General features: G+C 65.2%; 18 protein-coding genes. 12 read left to right on the forward strand and 6 right to left on the reverse strand.

Annotated features, from left to right (window positions below; genetic code table 11):
• Positions 1-65 precede the first annotated feature (65 nt).
• The 8 genes from L1O02_RS16755 (at position 66) to L1O02_RS16790 (ending at position 8,782) form a co-directional block, all read left to right on the forward strand.
• Positions 66-425, forward strand: coding sequence for a response regulator (locus L1O02_RS16755; protein ID WP_060839101.1), 360 nt, complete (start codon positions 66-68; stop codon positions 423-425).
• 68 nt (positions 426-493) lie between these two features.
• Positions 494-1,792: a glycosyltransferase gene (locus L1O02_RS16760; protein WP_108543462.1), complete on the forward strand. Its 1,299-nt coding sequence runs from the start codon at positions 494-496 to the stop codon at positions 1,790-1,792.
• A 165-nt stretch (positions 1,793-1,957) separates the two neighbouring features.
• Entirely contained in the window at positions 1,958-2,863 is a 906-nt protein-coding gene (locus tag L1O02_RS16765; RefSeq protein WP_060841937.1) for an AraC family transcriptional regulator, read from the forward strand.
• A 262-nt stretch (positions 2,864-3,125) separates the two neighbouring features.
• The gene (gene efeU, locus L1O02_RS16770; RefSeq protein ID WP_060839099.1) at positions 3,126-3,974 is read left to right on the forward strand and encodes an iron uptake transporter permease EfeU; all 849 of its coding nucleotides are present in this window, start codon (positions 3,126-3,128) and stop codon (positions 3,972-3,974) included.
• A gap of 9 nt (positions 3,975-3,983) precedes the next feature.
• On the forward strand, positions 3,984-5,183 hold the full coding sequence (gene efeO, locus L1O02_RS16775) for an iron uptake system protein EfeO (protein ID WP_235758326.1): 1,200 nt from the start codon (positions 3,984-3,986) through the stop codon (positions 5,181-5,183).
• 15 nt (positions 5,184-5,198) lie between these two features.
• Positions 5,199-6,509, forward strand: a complete 1,311-nt coding sequence (efeB, locus tag L1O02_RS16780; RefSeq protein WP_108543457.1) for an iron uptake transporter deferrochelatase/peroxidase subunit — start codon at positions 5,199-5,201, stop codon at positions 6,507-6,509.
• Between the two features lie 34 nt (positions 6,510-6,543).
• The gene (efeO, locus tag L1O02_RS16785; RefSeq protein WP_060839096.1) at positions 6,544-7,368 is read left to right on the forward strand and encodes an iron uptake system protein EfeO; all 825 of its coding nucleotides are present in this window, start codon (positions 6,544-6,546) and stop codon (positions 7,366-7,368) included.
• A gap of 214 nt (positions 7,369-7,582) precedes the next feature.
• Positions 7,583-8,782, forward strand: a complete 1,200-nt coding sequence (locus tag L1O02_RS16790; RefSeq protein WP_108543455.1) for an MFS transporter — start codon at positions 7,583-7,585, stop codon at positions 8,780-8,782.
• Positions 8,783-8,902: 120 nt separating this feature from the next.
• On the opposite strand, the gene pssA is transcribed toward L1O02_RS16790, so the two are convergent.
• The gene (gene pssA / locus L1O02_RS16795; protein WP_060843463.1) at positions 8,903-10,246 is read right to left on the reverse strand and encodes a CDP-diacylglycerol--serine O-phosphatidyltransferase; all 1,344 of its coding nucleotides are present in this window, start codon (positions 10,244-10,246) and stop codon (positions 8,903-8,905) included.
• Between the two features lie 322 nt (positions 10,247-10,568).
• On the opposite strand from pssA, the gene L1O02_RS16800 reads away from it, so the two are divergent.
• Together L1O02_RS16800 and L1O02_RS16805 are read left to right on the forward strand one after the other, a co-directional pair.
• Positions 10,569-11,132: a TetR/AcrR family transcriptional regulator gene (locus L1O02_RS16800; protein WP_060839093.1), complete on the forward strand. Its 564-nt coding sequence runs from the start codon at positions 10,569-10,571 to the stop codon at positions 11,130-11,132.
• 58 nt (positions 11,133-11,190) lie between these two features.
• Positions 11,191-11,670 (forward strand): nuclear transport factor 2 family protein, encoded by a 480-nt coding sequence (locus L1O02_RS16805; RefSeq protein ID WP_060843462.1) that lies wholly within the window; start codon positions 11,191-11,193, stop codon positions 11,668-11,670.
• A 330-nt stretch (positions 11,671-12,000) separates the two neighbouring features.
• Here L1O02_RS16805 and sfnG read toward each other — a convergent pair whose 3' ends face one another.
• On the reverse strand, positions 12,001-13,095 hold the full coding sequence (gene sfnG, locus L1O02_RS16810) for a dimethylsulfone monooxygenase SfnG (protein ID WP_235758329.1): 1,095 nt from the start codon (positions 13,093-13,095) through the stop codon (positions 12,001-12,003).
• Between the two features lie 379 nt (positions 13,096-13,474).
• On the opposite strand from sfnG, the gene L1O02_RS16815 reads away from it, so the two are divergent.
• Both L1O02_RS16815 and L1O02_RS16820 read left to right on the forward strand, forming a co-directional pair.
• Positions 13,475-14,710, forward strand: coding sequence for an acyl-CoA dehydrogenase family protein (locus tag L1O02_RS16815; RefSeq protein WP_235758331.1), 1,236 nt, complete (start codon positions 13,475-13,477; stop codon positions 14,708-14,710).
• Between the two features lie 529 nt (positions 14,711-15,239).
• On the forward strand, positions 15,240-16,019 hold the full coding sequence (locus tag L1O02_RS16820) for a TSUP family transporter (protein ID WP_060839089.1): 780 nt from the start codon (positions 15,240-15,242) through the stop codon (positions 16,017-16,019).
• Here L1O02_RS16820 and nudC read toward each other — a convergent pair.
• The 4 genes from nudC to L1O02_RS16840 all read right to left on the reverse strand — a co-directional run bounded on the left by nudC (position 15,987) and on the right by L1O02_RS16840 (position 19,920).
• Positions 15,987-16,817: an NAD(+) diphosphatase gene (nudC, locus tag L1O02_RS16825; RefSeq protein ID WP_108543453.1), complete on the reverse strand. Its 831-nt coding sequence runs from the start codon at positions 16,815-16,817 to the stop codon at positions 15,987-15,989. The genes L1O02_RS16820 and nudC overlap by 33 nt on opposite strands.
• A gap of 6 nt (positions 16,818-16,823) precedes the next feature.
• Positions 16,824-17,636 carry a crotonase/enoyl-CoA hydratase family protein gene (locus L1O02_RS16830; RefSeq protein WP_060839087.1) on the reverse strand — a complete coding sequence of 271 codons (813 nt, stop codon included), beginning with the start codon at positions 17,634-17,636 and terminating at the stop codon, positions 16,824-16,826.
• 273 nt (positions 17,637-17,909) lie between these two features.
• Positions 17,910-19,214: an ATP-binding protein gene (locus tag L1O02_RS16835; protein WP_060843457.1), complete on the reverse strand. Its 1,305-nt coding sequence runs from the start codon at positions 19,212-19,214 to the stop codon at positions 17,910-17,912.
• Between the two features lie 4 nt (positions 19,215-19,218).
• Positions 19,219-19,920, reverse strand: a complete 702-nt coding sequence (locus L1O02_RS16840) for a response regulator transcription factor (RefSeq protein WP_060839085.1) — start codon at positions 19,918-19,920, stop codon at positions 19,219-19,221.
• Positions 19,921-19,951 lie beyond the last annotated feature (31 nt).

Genomic DNA, 19,951 nt, shown 5'->3' on the forward strand with positions numbered 1-19,951 from the left:
ACTTACTGATGCACAGGGCCGCCTGTCACGCCGCCCCACCGAATTCATTTCTTGAGAGTGTCCCTATGCCCGCCAGCGCTACCACCATCCTAGTCGTCGAAGACGATGCCATCGTGCGCATGTTGATTGTCGATGTTCTCGAAGAGCTCGAATTCAATGTCCTGGAAGCCGATGGCAGCGACGCCGCGCTGCACCTGCTGGAAGAGACGGGGCAAGGCATCGACCTGCTGATGACCGATGTCGGCCTGCCTGGCATGAACGGCCGCGAACTGGCCGAACGGGCCCGGCAGTTGCGCCCGCAATTGCCGGTACTGTTCGCCAGCGGTTACGCCGAATCCATCGAGGTGCCGGCCGGCATGGCGGTGATCGGCAAGCCCTTCTCCATCGATCAGTTGCGGGACAAGGTGCGCAGCATCCTCGGCTGATCCGGTGGCGGCCGGCTGTGGTTTAATGGCGACCTTTTTTTGCCCCCGCCTGCCAGGAATACCCGCTCATGAGTCCCACCGCCGCAACCAAAGTCCTGATCATTGGTTACGTCTGGCCAGAACCCCGCTCCTCCGCTGCCGGCGGGCACATGATGCAGATCCTCCAGAGCTTTCTCGATCAGGGTTGGGAGCTGACCTTCAGCAGCCCGGCCAACGAGGGCGAGCACAAGGAGGACCTGGCGGCGCTGGGCATCCGCGAGTGCCCGATCGAACTCAACAACAGCAGTTTCGACCGCTTCGTCGCCGAACTGGCGCCGGATATCGTGCTGTTCGACCAGTTCATGATGGAAGAGCAGTTCGGCTGGCGCGTCGAGCAGCACTGCCCGAATGCCCTGCGGGTCCTGGAAACCTCGGACCTGCAATGCCTGCGCCACGCCCGCCACCAGCGACTCAAGGATCAGCTCAAGGCCGGCGCCGACGAGGATGACTTCAGCGCCCTGTTCCGCCGGGCGCCGCTGGAAGAATTCCGCCACATGGCCGACACCGACCTGGCCAAGCGCGAGATCGCCGCCATCTACCGCTGCGACCTGAGCCTGATGATCTCCGAAGTGGAGATCGACCTGCTGGTGCAGCAGTTCCGCCTGCCCCCGGCCTTGCTGCACTGGTGCCCACTGATGCTGGACCGGTTGCCGGACCAGTTCCCGCCCTTTGAACAGCGGGCGCACTTCCTCAGCATCGGCAATTTCCGTCACGCGCCGAACTGGGACGCCGTGCTGTGGATGAAGAACCGCGTGTGGCCGCTGATCCGCCAGCAACTGCCCGGCGCGCAACTGCACCTGTATGGCGCCTACACCCCGCCCAAGGCCGCGGCTCTGCACAACCCGGCCCAGGGCTTTCACATCATGAACTGGGCCGAAGACGCGCTGCAGGTGATGAGCGCGGCGCGGATCTGCCTGGCGCCCCTGCGTTTCGGCGCCGGGATCAAGGGCAAACTGCTGGACGCCATGCTCTGCGGCACCCCCAGCGTGACCACCCCAGTGGGCAGCGAATCCATGTCCCAGGACGACCTGCCGTGGCCCGGGGCGGTGGCCGAATCCGCCAGCGCCCTGGCCTCGGCGGCGGTGCGCCTGTATCAGGATCAGGCCTTGTGGAACCAGGCCCAGGCCGCGGGCGCGCGCCTGCTGGAGGCGCGCTACCGCCGGCAGATTCACGGCCCGGCGCTGATCCAGCGCCTGCAGCAGTGCCGCCAGCACCTGGAACAGCTGCGCCGCGACAACTTCACCGGCGCCATGCTGCGCCACCATCATCACAAGAGCACCCAATACATGGCGCAGTGGATCGAGGCGAAGAACCGCCCCGCCTCCTGACCCCGGCGCCCTCGCAGGAGCCGCGGGTGGTTGCAGGGGCCGGCGAATAGGGTCGCAAAGGCGTTGAATGGGTGGGCGCCTTCGCTGGCCAGCCAGTTCCTGCTGGTGCACGGGAAGGCCGCGAGGCATTATCGGGCGGGCCAACAACAAGAACTGTCTCCCGCCATGAGCCGACCCGGCAAGATCACCGACCCTTCCTATGAATTGATGGACGACCACAACGGTCTGTCGATCATCTATCGCCAGCACGGCTTCCCCAGCCCACTGGTGCGCTGGCATTTCCACAAGGAGTACGAGCTGCACCTGATCGTCGCCAGCGCCGGCAAGGTGTTCATCGGTGACTACATCGGCAACTTCTATCCGCACACCCTGTTCCTCACCGGCCCCAACCTGCCCCACAACTGGATCAGCCAGGTGGCCGAGGACGAAGTGGTACCCAAGCGCGACATGCTGGTGAACTTCACCGACGAACTCTTCGACAGCGGCAGCCAGATCTTCAGCGAACTGAAGAACCTCAGTCCCCTGCTGGAGCGGGCCCAGTACGGCATCGAGTTCCGCTGCCCGCAGACCATCGCCCAGGCCATGCCGCTGATGCAGCGTATCGCCGACTCCAGCGGCATCACCCGGCTCGGCCACTTCTTCATCCTCATGGAACTGCTGGCGGCCTGCGACGACTACCAGTTGCTGTCCAGCGCCACCCGCGGGCAACTGGCGGATGAACACAGCGTCGACCGCACCAACCGCGCGGTGGACTACATCTTTGCCCACTACGCCCGGGAGCTGCCCCTGGAGGAAGTCGCCGAGTACCTGGGGATGAAAGCCAGCTACTTCTCCCGAGTGTTCAAGCAAGCCACCGGCCGCTGCTTCATCGAGTTCGTCAATCGCCTGCGCATCAGCAAGTCCTGCGAACTGCTGGCCGCTGGCGACAAACCGGTGACCGACGTGTGCTTCGAATCGGGCTTCAACAACATCTCCAACTTCAACCGACGCTTCCAGCAGCTCAAGGGCATGACCCCTTCCCATTACCGGCGCCTGGCGGTGCAACGCCTGACCGAACAGAACCGCGGCTGAGCCGCCCGCGCCAAAACCTGCATCTCCCTCCCCCGTAGGCGCTGGCTGGCCAGCGATTGCGCCAGCCTATTCAACCCATCTCTCGCGCCTCTCTGCGCCGCCCAGCCGGCCCATGCCGGGTGGGGGATGGGCGCCAAACCCCGCCGTAGAAGTAAACAAATCTCGTTCAGCTCAGGTTCAGCGGATGCCAATCATCTTCATTTAGCAATGAGTATCATTATGTTACAAATTAGCTCCCTACCCATTGCCCCGCCGGTGCTGAATGCTCGTTCCATTTCTGATCATGCTGCGCGAAGGGATTGAAGCCGCGCTTATCGTTGGCATCATCGCCAGTTACCTGAAACAGACCGGCCGCGGCCAGTGGATGCCCGCGGTGTGGATCGGGGTGTTTCTCGCCGCGGCCCTGGCCCTGCTGGTGGGCGGCGGCCTGGAGCTGATGAGCGCCGAGTTCCCGCAGAAACAGCAGGAACTGTTCGAAGGCATCGTCGGCCTGGTGGCCGTGGGCATCCTCAGCTCCATGGTGTTCTGGATGCGCAAGGTGGCCCGCTCCATCAAGCACTCCCTGCAGGTGTCCCTGGACCAGGCCCTGGCCGGCTCCCGGCATCAGGTCATGGCCCTGATCGCCATGGTGTTCTTCGCCGTTGCCCGGGAAGGCCTGGAAACCGTGTTCTTCCTGCTGGCGGTGTTCCAGCAGAGCGAAGGACCTGGCGCGCCCATCGGCGCCCTGCTGGGCCTGATCGGGGCAATCATCGTCGGTTGGCTGATCTACACCGGCAGCATGCGCCTGAACCTCGGGGCGTTCTTCCGCTGGACCGGGCTGTTCATCCTGGTGGTGGCCGCCGGCATCCTCGCCAACTCGGTACAGGCCCTGCACGAAGCCGGAATCTGGAACCACTGGCAGACCGTGCTCTTCGACTTCAGCGCCAGCCTGCCCATGGACAGCCCGCTGGGCTCGGTGCTGGCCGGCATGTTCGGTTACCAGGACGCGCCCACCCTCAGCACCCTCGGCGCCTATGGGCTGTACCTGGCGGTGACCCTGGTGCTGTTCTTCCTGCCCGCCGGCAGCGCGGCCAAGGCGCCCGCCCCGACCTCTTCCGTTTCCCGTCAGTAAGGCTCCCCCATGACCCAGCAAGCCTCTCCCCAGGCCTCGCCCCCCCGCGCCTTGCGCTGGGCGGTTGCCGGCTCGGTGATCGTGATGATCGCCGCCGGCGGGCTGTTCTATTACGCCGCGCAACTGGCCGCCGACAAGCGTCAGGCGCACCAGGGCGAAATCACCGTGACCATCCACCCCAAGGGCTGTGAGCCCAACGCCCTGACCGTTGCGGCCGGGCGTGCCAGCTTCCGCATCGTCAACCGCTCCGAGCGCGCCGTGGAATGGGAAATCCTCGACGGCGTGCTGGTGGTCGAGGAGCGGGAGAACATCGCTCCGGGCCTGAGCCAGGTGATCAACGCCAACCTGCAACCGGGTGACTACGCCATGACCTGCGGACTGTTGAGCAACCCGCGGGGCACCTTGCACGTGACGGCCACTGCCGAGTCCGACGCCCAGGCCAAGGCCGGCCCCTCGCTGCTGGCCTTTGTCGGGCCGCTGTCGGAGTTCCGGGTCTACCTCAGTGTTTCCGGCAGCGCCCTGGTCAAGGCGGTGAGCGCCTTGCAGCAAGCCATCGACGCCGGCGACCTGAAGCAGGCCCAGGCCCTGTACCTGCCGGCCCGTGCCGCCTATCAGCGTCTGGCGCCGGCGGCCCAGCGCCTGGCCGAGCTGGACAACGCCATCAATGCCCGCGCCGACTACTTCGAGCAGCGCGAACAGGACCCGGGCTTTCGCGGCTTCCATCGCCTGGAATACGGCCTGTTCGAGCAACGCGACCTGGCCGGCCTGGCCCCGGTGGCGCAAGGCCTGTCCAGCGATGTGGCCCGTCTCAAGGAACAGTTGCTGGCCCAGACCCTGGCGCCGCAACAGCTGGTCGGCGTGGTGGCGCGCAACATTCGCAGCCTGGCCGAGCAGCGAGCCGGCAGCGGTGAAGAGGAGCGCTACAGCCACAGCGACCTCAACGGTTTTGCCGCCAACCTGGACACCACGCGCAAGGTCGTCGACCTGCTGCGCCCCTTGCTGAGCAAGTCCGCCGCCCCCTTGCTGAACCAGGTGGACGGCGCCACCCAGGCCCTGGCGGCCCGCCTCGACAGCCTGCGCCAAGGGTTTGGCTATGTGGACTACGACCAGGTCAGCGCTGCACAACGCCAAGAGATCGCCGACAAGGCCAAGGCCCTGGCCGACGCCCTCGACGCCATCGACCCCGCACTCGGCCTTTCCGGCCTGTAACCAGACGAGCCTTCCATGAACGATTCAGATCAAGCCAACCCCTCCTTCAGCGCCCAACGCCGGCGCGTACTGCTGGGCATGGGCGCCGCCGGCGTGGCCCTGGCCGGCAGCAGCCTGAGCTGCCCGGCCATGGCCGCCGCGCCGGCCCAGGTCGCCGAAGCCCCGAGCAGCGACCGGACCCTGGACCGTCACGATTTCCACGGCCGGCACCAGAGCGGCATCGTCACCCCACGTCCGGCAGCCGGCATGCTGGTGTCCTTCGATGTCCTGGCCCGCGACCGCGACGAGCTGGAGCGGCTGTTCCGCACCCTCAACGAGCGCATCGCCTTTCTCATGAGCGGCGGCCCGGTGACCCAGGTCGACCCGAAACTGCCGCCCCTGGACTCCGGCATCCTCGGCCCGGTGGTGACCCCGGACAACCTGACCATCACCGTCTCGGTGGGTGCCTCGCTGTTCGACGAGCGCTTCGGCCTGGCCGCCGCCAAGCCCAAGCGCCTGATACGCATGGCGGGATTCCCCAACGACGCCCTGGAGCCGGCCTGCTGCCACGGCGACCTGAGCCTGCAGTTCTGCGCCAACACCGCCGACACCAACATCCACGCCCTGCGCGACATCGTGAAGAACCTGCCCGACCTGCTGCTGGTGCGCTGGAAACAGGAAGGCAGCGTGCCGCCCCAGGCCCCGGCCAAACCCGGCGAGCCGGCGCAGAGCGCGCGCAATTTCCTGGGCTTTCGCGATGGTTCGGCCAACCCCGATTCCAATGACCCACAGGCCATGCAGCAGATCGTCTGGGTTCAGCCCGGCAGCGACGAACCGGCCTGGGCGGCCCATGGCAGCTACCAGGCGGTGCGGATCATCCGCAACTTCGTCGAGCGCTGGGACCGCACCCCGCTGCAAGAGCAGCAAAGCATCATCGGCCGGGTCAAGACCACGGGCGCGCCCATGGACGGCCAGAAGGAAAGCCAGGTGCCTGACTACGACAAGGATCCCCACGGCAAGCTCACCAAGCTCGACGCCCACATCCGCCTGGCCAACCCGCGTACCGCGCAGACCCGGCAGAACCTGATCCTGCGCCGGCCGTTCAACTACTCCAACGGCGTCAACAAGAACGGTCAGCTGGACATGGGCCTGCTGTTCATCTGCTACCAGGCCGACCTGGAGAAAGGCTTCATCGCGGTACAGACCCGCCTCAACGGCGAACCTCTGGAGGAGTACCTCAAGCCCACCGGCGGCGGTTACTTCTTCACCCTGCCGGGGGTCACCGGCGCCGAGGATTTCATCGGCCGCTCGCTGCTCGATGCCACCCGAACGACAGCCACGGCCTGACACCCCAACACCACCACCCCCACGGAAACGTCCCATGAAAAAGTCGCCTCTCGCTGTGTTGCTGACCCTTGGCTTGCTCCACGCTCCCCTGTCGGCGTTCGCCGCCACCGCGCCCCTGGAACTGGTGGGGCCAATCTCCGACTACAAGATCTACGTCACCGCACAGCTCGACGAGCTGGCCAGCCATACTCAGCAGTTCACCGACGCGGTGAAACAGGGCGACCTGGCCACCGCCCGCAAGCTCTACGCGCCGACCCGGGTCTACTACGAATCGATCGAACCGATCGCCGAACTCTTCAGTGACCTCGACGCCGCCATCGACTCCCGGGTCGACGACCACGAGCAAGGCGTCAAGGCCGAAGACTTCACCGGCTTCCACCGCCTGGAATACTCGCTGTTCGCGGAAAACAGCACCGCCGGCCTGGGCGCGCTGGCCGAGCGCCTGAACAAGGACGTCAAGGACCTGCAGACCCGCGTCGCCGGCCTGACCTTCCCGCCGGAAAAGGTCGTGGGAGGCGCCGCCGCGCTGTTGGAAGAAGTGGCCGCGACCAAGATCTCCGGCGAGGAAGACCGCTACAGCCATACCGACCTCTACGACTTCCAGGGCAACATCGACGGCGCGAAGAAAATCGTCGATCTGTTCCGCGGCCAGATCGCCAGGCAGGACCAGGCCTTTGTCGCCAAGGTGGACAAGAACTTCGCCACGGTGAACAGCATCCTGGCCAAGTACAAAACCGCCGACGGCGGCTTCATGACCTACGACAAGGTCAAGGAAAGCGACCGCAAGGCCCTGGTGGGCCCGGTCAACACCCTGGCCGAAGACCTCTCGACCCTGCGCGGCAAACTGGGCCTGAACTGAGCTCGACGCCCAGGCGCCAACACCGGTGGCTCATCGCAACACTCGTAGCAGTGGGCTTGCCGGCGAAAGCGACCTTGAGTCCAACCCCCGTCTCAAGGCCCTCTTCGCCAGCCGATCCCGGGCCAACCACAGCATCGCTGTGCAGATAAGGCTGGGCTGTGACGCGTTATCCCGCTAACGTTCACGGCCCAATCGCTTTCATGGAAGACCCCGCATGTCTCGCCCCTTAGCTGCCGGCGCGCCGCTGACTGCCACGCCCTTCTCGCTGCTGCCGCTGATGGCCGCCTACATGGCCTGCACCATGGCGATGATGGCGTTCGTCTCGCTGATCGGTCCAATCACCCGGGCGCTGGGCCTGGAGACCTGGCACGCCGGCGCCGCGGTGACCGTTTCCGGCGTGATCTGGATGCTCCTGGCGCGCCCCTGGGGCCAGGCCAGCGACCGCTTCGGCCGGCGCCAGGTACTGCTGCTGGGCACCGCCGGCTTCACCCTCGCCTACTGGGCCCTGTGCCTGTTCATCGATCTGTCGCTGCAAAGCGTGCCCAGCGTTGCCATGGCCTTTTTCGGCCTGATGCTCGGCCGCGGCCTGATCGGTGCCTTTTATGCGGCGATTCCAGTGGGCGGCTTCGCCCTGATCGCCGACAACGTCGAACCCGAGCATCGCGCCCGGGCCATGGCCACCCTCGGCGCGGCCAACGCCGTGGGCCTGGTGGTCGGTCCGGCGATTGCCGCGCTGCTGGCCCGCTACAGCCTGAGCCTGCCGTTCTACGCCATGGCGGTGCTGCCGTTGCTGGCGCTCCTGGTGCTGCGCTACAAGCTGCCGCGCCAGGAACTGCACCTCAGGCACACCCCCAGCCAGGTCCGCTTGAACGACCCACGGTTGGTGCGCGCAATGACGGTGGCCTTTGTCGCCATGCTGTGTGTATCCATCGCCCAGATCACCGTCAGCTTTTATGCCCTGGATCGCCTGCAACTGGACCCGGCCGCCGCGGCACAGACCGCCGGGGTGGCCCTGGCCATGGTCGGCGTGGCGTTGATCTGCGCCCAACTGCTGGTGCGCAAGCTGGAATGGCCGCCCTTGCGGATGATCCGCTACGGCGCGCTGCTCTCGGCCCTGGGGTATGCCGGCAGCATGCTGGTGGACAGCGCCTGGGGCCTGTGGCTGGCGTTCTTTGTGTCGGCGGCGGGCATGGGCGGGGTGTTTCCGTCGTTCTCGGCCCTGGCGGCGAATGCCGTGGAAGCCTCGGAACAAGGCGCGGCCGCCGGCAGCATCGGCGCCGCCCAGGGCCTGGGCGTGGTCATCGGCCCCATGGCCGCCAGCCTGATCTACGCCATCGAACCGCGCCTGCCCTACCTGCTGGCAGCGATCCTGCTGGTACTGATCGCCATCTGGCCACAGCCCCGATCCCTGTAACCGCGGCCGCAGGCTGCGAACGGCTTGGGCGGCATGCCAACGCAGGCAATGGCGCCCCTCTGATCGCTGCAGGTCCTGCGGGCCCTTGCGCAGCCCCGCAGGCTCGGCAGCAACGCCGAGTTACAGCATGCGGTAAAGCAGACGCTCGATACGCACGCGGCTGACCCGACGCAGGAACTTGCTCACGGCCTCGGGATAGTCCACCAGGCTTTCCAGGTATTGGAAGTGCTCAATGCGCCGGGTGTGGCGATAGATCAACGCCTGCTCGGCGCTGCGCGCTGGCAGCAACTGGCCCTTGGGGTCGTCCAGCAACAGGGCGTTTTCCAGGTCCAGGCGAAACGCCCGGGGGTTGAGGTTGTTGCCGGTGAGCAAGGTGTAGCGCTCATCGACCCACATGCCCTTGAGGTGATAGGTGTTGTCGCCGTCACGCCACAGGTGCAGGTTCAACTGGCCGCTGTCGATCACCTTCTGATGCCGCTTGGCGAAGCGCCGCAGGCTGATCTCGTACAGGTACGGCAGCGCCGCGATCACCTTGAACGGCTCGCTGGGGGGGATATAGAAGTCGTTGGCGGTCTTGTCGCCGACGATGATGTCGATCTTCACCCCACGCTCCAGGGCCCGGTTGATTTCCCGGGTCACCGGCAGTGGCAGGTTGAAATACGGGGTGCAGATGGTCAGCTGGCGCTGGGCGCCGGCGATCAGCTCGCAGATCACCCGGTTCAGCGGGTTGCCCTTGCCGACCCCGAGCAATGGACTGACCGAGAGCTCGCTCTTGTCCAGGCTGCCGGCGGTGGTGTCGTAGGTGGCGTGCTTGAGACGGCTGCGCAGATCGCCGATGTCGTTGCGCAGGCTGCGGGTGCTGGGCAGGTTCGGCAGGTCCAGGCGATGCACCGCCCGCGAGGCCACCAGGCCGTGCTGCACCAGGTGCTGCATGGAATCGGCCAGGGCCTGGTTGTGCAGCAGGTGGTAACGGTCGAAGCGGTATTTGTCGAACTTGTGCAGGTAGACGTTATTCAGGCTGGCGCCGCTGTAGAGCACGCAGTCGTCGATGACGAACCCCTTGAGGTGCAGCACCCCGAACAGCTCCCGGGTCTGCACCGGCACGCCGTAGATCGGCACTTCGCTGGCGTGGGTGCGGGTCATGTGCTGGTACCAGGCCGAATTGCCCGGCTGCTTGCCGGCACCGATCAGGCCGCGCTGGGCGCGCAACCAGTCGACCACGACCACCACGTCCAGCTCCGGGCGGGCGGCCTTGGCGGCGTGCAGGGCATCAAGGATCTCCTGGCCGGCTTCGTCCTGTTGCAGGTACAGGGCAACGATGTAGATACGCCGGGTGGCCTGGGCGATTTGCTCCAGCAGCGTGCGGCGAAATTGTGCAGCACCGGTCAGCGTGGTGAAGGCCTCGGCAGCCAGCGGAAAGCTGCGCAGCTTGGGCAGCAGGGAACGTTTGAAAAGCGACGGCATAGGGCTCGCAGTGGCTCAAATCCAAAGAGCGCAAGAGCTTACACCATGGAACAGGCTGAGTCCCCTGCCCGACCTGTACAAGACCATTCCCCGCCCTGAACGGCGAGATACTGCGCAGCCTTCACTGGCAGCCAGCGCCTGCATAGGCAACCGCAGCACCTGATTCGGTAGGAGCCGGCTTGCCGGCGAAGAGGCCTGCGGATGCTGCGCAAGACCCGGTGACGCCTTCGTTGGCAAGCCAGCTCCTACATGGCAGGGGAACTTTGATGGCCAACGAAATAATTATTTGACCAAGGAGAACGATCGTTCTACTCTTTGCTCCATGAACGAAATCACTCCCTCTGAAACACGCGACATTATCCTCGACGTCACCGAGAAGCTGATCTACAAGAGCGGCATTGCCGCCACTGGCATGGATCTGTTGGTGAAGACCGCCGGGGTGTCGAGAAAGAGCGTCTATCGCTATTTCAGCAACAAGGACGAACTGGTGGTGGCCGCCCTGGAGCGTCGCGACCAGCGCTGGATGCACTGGTACAGGACCGAAGTGAACCGGGCCGAAGGCTCTGCGCAGCGGCTGCTGGCGCTGTTCAGCGTGCTCAAGGGCTGGTTCGAATCCGAAGGTTTCCGCGGCTGCGCCTTTATCAACACCAGCGGTGAGACTGGCGATCCACAAGACCCGGTGCGCCAGGTGGCGAAACAACATAAACAGAAACTGCTCGATTACGTGACCGAGCTTTGCCAGGAACATGGCGTGCAACATCCCGAGGGACTGGCAGCGCAACTGCTGATCCTGATCGATGGCGCCATTACCGTTGCCCTTGTCATGGGCGATCACAGTGCTGCTGATAATGCGCAATGCATGGCGCGAAAGTTATTGGACCTCTGATTGTTTTAAACAAGAGCAACTTCTTTGTTTGAACAGCAACTTTCATTGGAGACAGATCATGTCGTCTAACGCTCAAGTGCGCCCGCCCCTTCCGCCTTTCACTCGCGAGTCGGCGATTGAAAAGGTCCGTCTGGCCGAAGATGGCTGGAACTCCCGGGACCCGGAGCGGGTATCCCTGGCCTACACCCTGGATACCCAATGGCGCAACCGCGCCGAGTTCGCCCACAACCGCGAAGAGGCCAAGGCCTTCCTCACCCGCAAATGGGCCAAGGAGCTGGATTACCGTCTGATCAAGGAACTCTGGGCCTTTACCGACAACCGCATCGCCGTGCGTTACGCCTATGAATGGCACGACGATTCCGGCAACTGGTTCCGCTCCTACGGCAACGAGAACTGGGAGTTCGACGAACAAGGCCTGATGGCCCGGCGTTTCGCCTGCGTCAACGACCTGCCGATCAAAGCCAGCGAACGCAAGTTCCACTGGCCCCTGGGCCGGCGCCCGGATGACCATCCAGGCCTTAGCGACCTGGGCCTGTAACCCGGCCCAAGGTTCTTTTACCTAGCGCACCCGTAGGAGCTGGCTTGCCAGCGAAGGCATCCTCAAGCCTTGCACCAGACCCAAAGGCCCTTTCGCCGGCAAGCCGGCTCCTACACAGCAACCTCGCGCAACACCTTCCCGTAGGAGCTGGCTTGCCAGCGAAAGCGTCCTCAAGCCTTGCACCAGACCCAGAGGCCCTTTCGCCGGCAAGCCGGCTCCTACACAGCAACCTCGCGCAACACCTTCCCGTAGGAGCTGGCTTGCCAGCGAAAGCGTCCGCAAGCCTTGCATCAGGCTGTTGAACCGCTTCGCCGGCAAGCAAGACACCGTTCAAGCCGCCGCTTCTTGCTCCTTGAGCCGGGCCTGGGCTTCCAGCTCCCGCACCAGGGGCAATACCCGCTTGCCGAAGTATTCGACCTCTTCCTGGAAATGCAGGAAACCCGCCAGCACCAGGTCCACCCCCACCGCCTTCAGGTCGACGATGCGCTGGGCAATCTGTTGCGGGGTGCCGATCAGGTTGGTCTTGAAGCCGTCGTTGTATTGCACCAGGTCCTCGAAACTGGACTTGGCCCAGTTACCCTCGCCTTCGGGCGAGGCCTTGCCGGCCTGCCTGGCGGCATCGCCAAAGGCATTCACCGCCTCCGGATCGGCCTTGTCGATAATCTCCGCCAGCACCGCCCGGGCTTCTTCCTCGGTGTCCCGGGCGATCACAAAGGCATTCACCCCGACTTTCACCGAGTGCTGGTTGGCCGCCGCCTTGCTGCGGATGTCGTCCACCTGGGCCTTGATGCCTTCAACGCTGTTGCCATTGGTGAAGTACCAGTCCGACACCCTGGCCGCCATGTCCCGCGCCGCCCGCGAGCTGCCGCCCTGGAAGATCTCCGGCCGGCCCAGAGGCTTGGGCTTGAGGCTGTAGTTGTCAAAGCGATAGAAGTCGCCTTTGAAGGTGAAGTGGTCCTGGCTCCAGATGCCCCGTAGGGAACGGATGAATTCCTCGGACCGGCGATAGCGCTCGTCGTGCTCCAGCCAGTGTTCGCCGATGGCCTGGAACTCGCCCTTGAACCAGCCGCTGACGATGTTCACCGCGATCCGGCCGTTGGTCAGCTGATCGATGGTGGCCAGCTGCTTGGCCGCCAGCGCCGGTTGCCAGGGGCCGGGCAGAATCGCCGCGATCACCTTGAGCTTGTTGGTGGCGGCCAGCAGCGCGTGGCTGAAGGCCACCGACTCGTGCTGGTACTCGGCGCCGTACCCGGCAGTGAAGCGGATCTGGGTCAGGGCGTATTCGAAGCCGGCCTCCTCGGCGATCTGCGCCAGTTTGCGGTTGTAGTCGATGCCCCAGTGGGTGCGTTGCTCGATCTTGCTCACCACCAGACCACCGCTGACGTTGGGCACCCAATAGGCAAATTTGACGGCTTGCTGACTCATGGCTCGGTCCTCGGGACAGGTAAAGGTGCAAGGACCAGAGCAGCAAGCGTGCCAGTCACCGTCGGGGCCCCGGCTCGACCGGGTCCCGACGCTTCGCGGCCCCCGACCAAAGCGCGCCGGGCCGGGCTCCGGTCCCCTGGCAGGCGACGCCGGCGCCCTGGCTGCAGCGGGTCGGCCACGGCCCCTGCCCGCGGCGAGCGGGCCGTCGAAACACCGCGCAAACAGACGATTTGTTGATCAAGTGTTGTCCCGGCAACAGTTGACTGACCCTCCCCTGGGCCCATCCCCAGGCAGACCGGGCTGCGGGATGTCGGCATGCTGTGTGCAAAGACCCGCCCAGACACCCATTGTTTTTTCTGCCGAACCCAGGAGCTACGCCATGACTGAACACCAGGTAATCAATCCATTGTCCTTGGGGGTCGATTACGAGCCTCTGGCCGAGCGCTTCCGACCGATCTTCCAGCGCATCGCCGCCGGAGCCGTGGAGCGCGAGCACAGTCGCACCTTGCCTTATGAACCCATCCAATGGCTCAAGGAGGCCGGCTTCGGTGCCCTGCGAGTGCCCGTGGAATATGGCGGCGGCGGTGCCTCCCTGCCCCAGCTGTTCCAGCTGCTGATCGAGCTGGCCGAAGCCGACGCCAATGTGCCCCAGGCCCTGCGCGGCCACTTCGCCTTTGCCGAGGACCGCCTCAATGCTCCGCCCGGGCCGGGTCGGGACCTGTGGTTCAAGCGCTTTGTCGAGGGCGATATCGTCGGCTGCGCCTGGACCGAAATCGGCGCGGTGGAGATTGGCCAGGTGATAACCAAGGTGACGCCGGACGGCGAAAAATGGCGCCTCAACGGCGAGAAGTTCTACAGCACCGGAAGCATTTTCTCCGACTGGATCGACGTCTATGCCCAGCGCAGCGACACCGGCGGCGATGTGATCGCGGCGGTGCGCACCCGCCAGCCGGGCATCCAGCAGAGCGATGACTGGGACGGTTTCGGCCAGCGCACCACCGGCAGTGGCACCTCGCGCTTCAACGACGCCGAAGTCGAGGCCGAGAACATCATCGACTTCGCCACCCGCTTCAAATACCAGACGGCCTTCTACCAACTGGTGCTGCTGGCGACCCTGGCCGGGATCGGCCGCGCCGCGCTGCGCGATGTGGCCCACGAAGTGCGGGTGCGCAAGCGCATCTACAGCCACGGTAACGCGCCTCAGGTCAGCGCCGACGCCCAGGTGCAGCAAGTGGTGGGCGAGATTGCCGCCCTGGTGTATGCGGCCGAGGCCGCGGCGGTCCGCGCGGCGGCACCGGCCCAGCAGGCCTACCTGGCGCGCTTTGCCGGGGATGAGGTGAAGGAACGAGCGGCCAATGTGGCGGCGGAAATCGAATCGGCCACGGCCCAGGTGGTGGTCACCGAACTGATCCAGCGCGCCACCAGCGAACTGTTCAACGCCCTCGGGGCCTCGGACATTCGCCAGGGCAAGGCCCTGGACCGGCACTGGCGCAACGCGCGGACCGTGTCTTCGCACAACCCGGTGATCTACAAGGCGCGGATTATCGGTGACTGGCAGATCAACGGCACCGAGCCGCCCTTTGTCTGGCAGATCGGCAACGGCCCGCAACGCTGACCCTTCCCTGCACCGTCCGTAGGAGCTGGCTTGCCAGCGAGGGCGTCCTCTGATCATGCGCAAGGCTCAAAGGCCCATTCGCCGGCAAGCCGGCTCCTACGCTTTCCGGGCCCTGCGCCGTCCTTAGGAGCTGGCTTGCCAGCGAGGGCGTCCTCCGATCGTGCGCAAGGCTCAAAGGCCCATTCGCCGGCAAGCCGGCTCCTACGCTTTCCGGGCCTGCGCCGTCCGTAGGAGCTGGCTTGCCAGCGAGGGCGTCCTCCGATCGTGCGCAAGGCTCAAAGGCCCATTCGCCGGCAAGCCGGCTCCTACGCTTTCCGGGCCCTGCGCCGTCCGTAGGAGCTGGCTTGCCAGTGAGGGCGTCCTCCGATCGTGCGCAAGGCTCAAGGACCCATTCGCCGGCAAGCCGGCTCCTACGATAGGGGTACCAGACCAAGGTCGAGGCGGTCGCGCAGCGGGCGGGGTTGCAGGTAAGATGGCGATCTTTCGCGCAGCCCCCTTTGCGCTTCCCGCCGAACAATAAGCCGAATCCATGCCCTTCGAACTCAGCGTAGACCTGACCACCCTCGCCATCCTTGCCCTCGTGGCCTTCATCGCCGGTTTCATCGACGCCATTGCCGGCGGTGGTGGCCTGCTGACCACGCCCGCCCTGCTGACCGCGGGCTTGCCGCCGCATCTGGTACTGGGCACCAACAAGCTCAGCTCGACCTTCGGCTCGGCCACCGCCAGTTTCACCTTCTATCGGCGCAAGCTGTTCCACCCGCGGCAGTGGATGCACGCCATCATCGGCACCCTGGTGGGGGCGCTGACCGGAGCCATCGTCGCCCATTACCTGCCGGCCGAGTGGCTGAACAAGATGCTGCCGGTGATCGTCTTCGCCTGTGGCCTGTACCTGCTGTTCGGCGGCACGCCCAAGGCGCCGCTGGACAGCGATGCACCGATCAAGAAGAAGTGGCAGTCGAGCCAGGGCTTCAGCCTGGGCTTCTATGACGGCGTGGCCGGGCCCGGCACCGGGGCGTTCTGGACCGTGAGCAGCCTGCTGCTCTACCCCATCGATCTGGTCAAGGCCAGCGGTGTGGCCCGCAGCATGAACTTCGTCAGCAACATCGCGGCGCTGTCGGTGTTCGTGTTCTCCGGGCAGGTGGACTGGATCATCGGCCTGTGCATGGGCCTGTCGGTGATGGTCGGGGCCTTCTTCGGGGCACGCACCGCGATCAGCGGTGGTGCCAAGTTCATTCGCCCGGTGTTCATCACCGTGGTTCTCGGGTTGACCGTGCGCCTAGCCTGGCAGCACTGGTTCAGCGTGGCCTAGGCGACGCGCCACGTAGAGGTCGATCAGGTAGCGGGCAATCGAGCGCGAGGCCGGCAACGGCGGTAGCGCATGGACGCTGAACCACTGGGCGTCCTCGATCTCGTCTTCCTGGGGCACGATCTCGCCGCCGGCGTATTCGGCATGGAAGCCCAGCATCATCGAGTGCGGGAACGGCCAGCACTGGCTGCCCACGTACTGGATGTTCTTGACCTCGATGCTCACCTCCTCGCGCACCTCGCGAATCAGGCAGTCCTCCGCCGACTCGCCGGGCTCGGCAAAGCCGGCCAGGGTGCTGTAGACCCCGGTGACGAAACGCGGCGAACGGGCCAGCAGCACTTCATCGCCACGGGTGACCAGCACGATCATGCTCGGTGAAATGCGCGGGTAGGCCCGCAGATCGCAGGACTCGCAGTACATCGCCCGCTCCCCGGGCACCTGCACATTGGGCCGGCCGCAACTGCCGCAGAAACGATGTTCCCGGGCCCAAGTGCCAATCTGGGCGGCGTAGCCCAGGACCTTGTACAGGGTGTGATCGCCCTCCAGCATGAAGGCCCGCAGGCCTTTCCAGCCGCAGCCGGGCACCTCGGCGCGGCCACTGAGCTCCAGCAGGTACACCGGCTCGCCATCGAGGTGGCCGATGCCGTGCTCGGCCAGCAGCGGCAGGTCCTGGCCCTTGAGCCAGTGCCGGGGAAACAGCGCGCCGTTGTCGTCATAGAGAAAGCCGTCCGGGCCACGGGCCACGGCCCAGCCGCCGGGAAGTTCGGTATCCAGTACTGCGGTGGTCCAGCGTTCAATCATCGTCTATCAATCCAGAAATTCGGGTTTCTGTTTGCTCATGTGGGCGGCAATGGCCACACGCAAGTCGGTGGATTGCAACATGGCGGCGTTCCAGGTGGCGACATATTCCAGGCCGTCGTCGATCCGGTGGTCACGCATGTAGCTGAGCATTTCCTTGGTGCCGCTGACGGCGATCGGCGACTTGGCGGCAATCTCCCGGGCAATCTCCATGACCCCGTCCAGCAAGCTTGAAGCATCGCTGTAGGTGCGATTGACCAGGCCGATGCGGCGCGCCTCCTCGGCACCGAAGGTGCGCCCAGTGTAGGCCAGCTCGCGCAGCATGCCGTCGCCGATGATACGCGGCAAACGTTGCAGTGTGCCGACATCCGCCGCCATGCCGATGTCGATTTCCTTGATCGAGAACTGCGCGTCATCGGCGGCATACCGCATGTCGCAGGCGCTGATCAGGTCGATGGCGCCGCCCAGGCAGTAGCCCTGGATCGCTGCCAGCACCGGCTTGCGGCAGTTGTCCACGGCATTGAAGGAGGATTGCAGCTGGAGAATCTTGCGCCGCAGCAGGCGCGCATTGCGGCCCACGTCCTTGCCCAGTTCGTTGGCCACCCCGGCCAGCATCATCAGATCGATGCCCGAGGAAAAATGCTTGCCGGCGCCGCTGAGCACCACCACCCGCACCGCGTCGGTGTCGTCGATCCAGCGGAAGATTTCGACGATTTCGCTCCAGAACGCGGCGTTCATCGCGTTGATCTTCTCCGGGCGATTGATCTGCACATGGGCGATGTTGTCAGCGAGTTCGACGCGAAAGGCTTGGTATTCGGACATGGCAGTGATCCTTTACTGGGCGGAAAATGAGGCCCGAACTATAGCAAGCGACGGTGACGAGCCGTAAGGCAGCGCATTGGCCAAAAGCGGGACTGGCCGCAGGCTGGCGCGCGCCCTTGAAGGCACACCGGTTTGTGTAGCCGCTGCCGCAGGCTGCGAACGGGCCCTAAGGGCACGCTGGAGCAGACGCCGCGTTGTTGCAGCTTTGCGCCGACTGCGTCGGCGATCGCAGCCGCGCAGGTTCGGCAGCGGCTACAAGGCGGTGGGCGCCGTTCAGCGAGTGGTCGGGGGCGGCAGGCTCAGGCGAAAACGCGCGCCCCCCAGGGGCGAGGCCTCGACGGTCAGGGTGCCGTCCTGGGCTTCCAGGGCGCGGCGGCTGATGGCCAGCCCCAGGCCAAAACCGCCGGTGGAGCGGTCGCGGCTGCGATCCAGGCGATAGAACGGCTCGAACACTCGTTCGCGCTCATCGTCGGGAATGCCAATGCCGTCATCGTCGACCCAGATTTCGCAGCGCTCGTCGCTCACCAGCACCCCGACCTGGATGCGTTTTTCACAGTAGCGGGTGGCGTTGCGCAGCAGGTTCTGCAGGGCCCGGGCGGTGAGCCGCGGGTCCAGGGTGAAGCGCTCCAGGGTGCCGTGCAGCAGCACATCGATGACCAGCTCCGACTCCAGCTCGTCATCGACGCTGCCGAGGATGCTGTCGATGAACTCGTCCAGGGACACCTCGACCTGCTCCGGCAGGCAGGCCGGGTTCTGCAGGCGGCTGTAGGACAGCAGCTCCAGCACCAGTTCATCCAGCTCGCGAATATGCGCCACCAGCCCCTGCAGGCGCTCGCGGCTGGCTGCGGGCAGATCGTCGGAGAGCACCAGGGCCAGGCCGAAATCCAGTCGGGTCAAGGGGGTGCGCAGCTCATGGGACACCGCGTTGAGCAGGTCCCGCTGCTGATTGAGCAACTGCTCGATGTCCCCGGCCATGGTGTCGAAGACATGGGCCAGGCTGCCGATATTGGAACTGCCGGGCAGCTGCGTGCGCTCGCTCAGGTGCCCCTTGCCGAAACGCTCGGCGGTGCGTTTCAGGCGTTCCAGGTCGCGCCAATGCGGCCTGACCCAGAGCAGCAGGCAAGCCAGCAGCACCGCGACGATCAGTACGTTGATGCTCCAGTACAGCAGGTTGACGTCCAGCGGATCCGGCGGCACCACCAGCTTGACCGCCAGTTGCTCGTCCAGCGGCGACACCGCCAGGGTGCGCCAGCCCCAGTCTCCCAGGCGGACCACCTTTTCGCCGCGGGCCAGGCGTTCGCGCTCATACAGGCTGAAGTCCGGGTCGTCGATGCGCACCAGGGCCACTTGCAGCGGATGGAATTCCTGGTCCATTTCCTTGACCAGATCCGGCCACTGCGCGGCGGGAACCGCGCGGAACTGCTTGACGATCAGGCCTTGCAGGCCTCGGGACTGTTCCAGGTTGTAATCCACGAAGCGCTCGTGGAAGACCTTGATCACCAGGTCCGGAATCAGGTAGATCGCCGCGCTGAAGGCGACGATGGTAATCAGGTACAGCCGGACCAGGATGCGCAGCATGGAATCAGCATTCCCACTCGGAACGGCTGAACAGGTAGCCCTTGCCCCACACGGTCTTGATCTTGCGCGCTTCGCCGGCGTGGTCGTCGAACTTGCGCCGCAGCTTGGAAATGGCCACGTCCACCGAGCGGTCGGTGCCGTTGAACTCGATGCCCCGCAGCCGCTGGAGGATCTGGTCGCGGCTCAGCACTTCGCCGGCATGCCGGGCCAGCACCACCAGCAGGTTGTACTCGCCACTGGACAGCTCCACCAACTGCTCGCGCCAGGTCACGGTGCGCTCGCACAGGTCGATGCACAGGTTGCCCATGAGGATCTGGTCGCTGGCCGCCTGCGGCTCGCCGAGGCTGCTGCGGCGCAGCAAGGTGCGCACCCGGGCCAGAAGCACTCGCGGTTCGCAAGGTTTTGTCACATAGTCGTCGGCGCCCATTTCCAGACCCAGCACTTGATCATGGCTATCATCGCGGGCGGTCAGCATCAGGATCGGCAAGGTGGCCGAGTCGGCACGCAACAAGCGACAGACCTGCAGGCCATCCAGGCCCGGCAGCATCAGGTCGAGGATCACCAGATCCGGCGGGCTGGCCTTGGCCCGTTCGCGCACCTGATCGCCGCGACTGATCACACTGACCTGATAGCCATTGCGCTCCAGGTAGCTGGCAATCAGCTCCGAGAGCGCGGTGTCGTCTTCGACAAGAAGAATATTGGGCATGACAAGAGGTCTTTATTGAAGAAATACAGAG

Source organism: Pseudomonas sp. BC42, assembly GCF_021560055.1.
Classification (GTDB): domain Bacteria; phylum Pseudomonadota; class Gammaproteobacteria; order Pseudomonadales; family Pseudomonadaceae; genus Aquipseudomonas.

Excerpts from the sequence above, each read along its gene's own strand:
- L1O02_RS16840 (WP_060839085.1), bottom strand. The coding sequence starts at position 19,920 with ATGCCCAATATTCTTCTTGTCGAAGACGACACCGCGCTCTCGGAGCTG.
- efeU (WP_060839099.1), top strand. The coding sequence starts at position 3,126 with ATGCTCGTTCCATTTCTGATCATGCTGCGCGAAGGGATTGAAGCCGCG.
- L1O02_RS16800 (WP_060839093.1), top strand. The coding sequence starts at position 10,569 with ATGAACGAAATCACTCCCTCTGAAACACGCGACATTATCCTCGACGTC.
- L1O02_RS16790 (WP_108543455.1), top strand. The coding sequence starts at position 7,583 with ATGTCTCGCCCCTTAGCTGCCGGCGCGCCGCTGACTGCCACGCCCTTC.
- L1O02_RS16820 (WP_060839089.1), top strand. The coding sequence starts at position 15,240 with ATGCCCTTCGAACTCAGCGTAGACCTGACCACCCTCGCCATCCTTGCC.
- efeB (WP_108543457.1), top strand. The coding sequence starts at position 5,199 with ATGAACGATTCAGATCAAGCCAACCCCTCCTTCAGCGCCCAACGCCGG.
- L1O02_RS16805 (WP_060843462.1), top strand. The coding sequence starts at position 11,191 with ATGTCGTCTAACGCTCAAGTGCGCCCGCCCCTTCCGCCTTTCACTCGC.
- efeO (WP_060839096.1), top strand. The coding sequence starts at position 6,544 with ATGAAAAAGTCGCCTCTCGCTGTGTTGCTGACCCTTGGCTTGCTCCAC.
- nudC (WP_108543453.1), bottom strand. The coding sequence starts at position 16,817 with ATGATTGAACGCTGGACCACCGCAGTACTGGATACCGAACTTCCCGGC.
- L1O02_RS16815 (WP_235758331.1), top strand. The coding sequence starts at position 13,475 with ATGACTGAACACCAGGTAATCAATCCATTGTCCTTGGGGGTCGATTAC.
- L1O02_RS16760 (WP_108543462.1), top strand. The coding sequence starts at position 494 with ATGAGTCCCACCGCCGCAACCAAAGTCCTGATCATTGGTTACGTCTGG.
- L1O02_RS16755 (WP_060839101.1), top strand. The coding sequence starts at position 66 with ATGCCCGCCAGCGCTACCACCATCCTAGTCGTCGAAGACGATGCCATC.
- pssA (WP_060843463.1), bottom strand. The coding sequence starts at position 10,246 with ATGCCGTCGCTTTTCAAACGTTCCCTGCTGCCCAAGCTGCGCAGCTTT.
- sfnG (WP_235758329.1), bottom strand. The coding sequence starts at position 13,095 with ATGAGTCAGCAAGCCGTCAAATTTGCCTATTGGGTGCCCAACGTCAGC.
- L1O02_RS16835 (WP_060843457.1), bottom strand. The coding sequence starts at position 19,214 with ATGCTGCGCATCCTGGTCCGGCTGTACCTGATTACCATCGTCGCCTTC.
- L1O02_RS16765 (WP_060841937.1), top strand. The coding sequence starts at position 1,958 with ATGAGCCGACCCGGCAAGATCACCGACCCTTCCTATGAATTGATGGAC.
- efeO (WP_235758326.1), top strand. The coding sequence starts at position 3,984 with ATGACCCAGCAAGCCTCTCCCCAGGCCTCGCCCCCCCGCGCCTTGCGC.
- L1O02_RS16830 (WP_060839087.1), bottom strand. The coding sequence starts at position 17,636 with ATGTCCGAATACCAAGCCTTTCGCGTCGAACTCGCTGACAACATCGCC.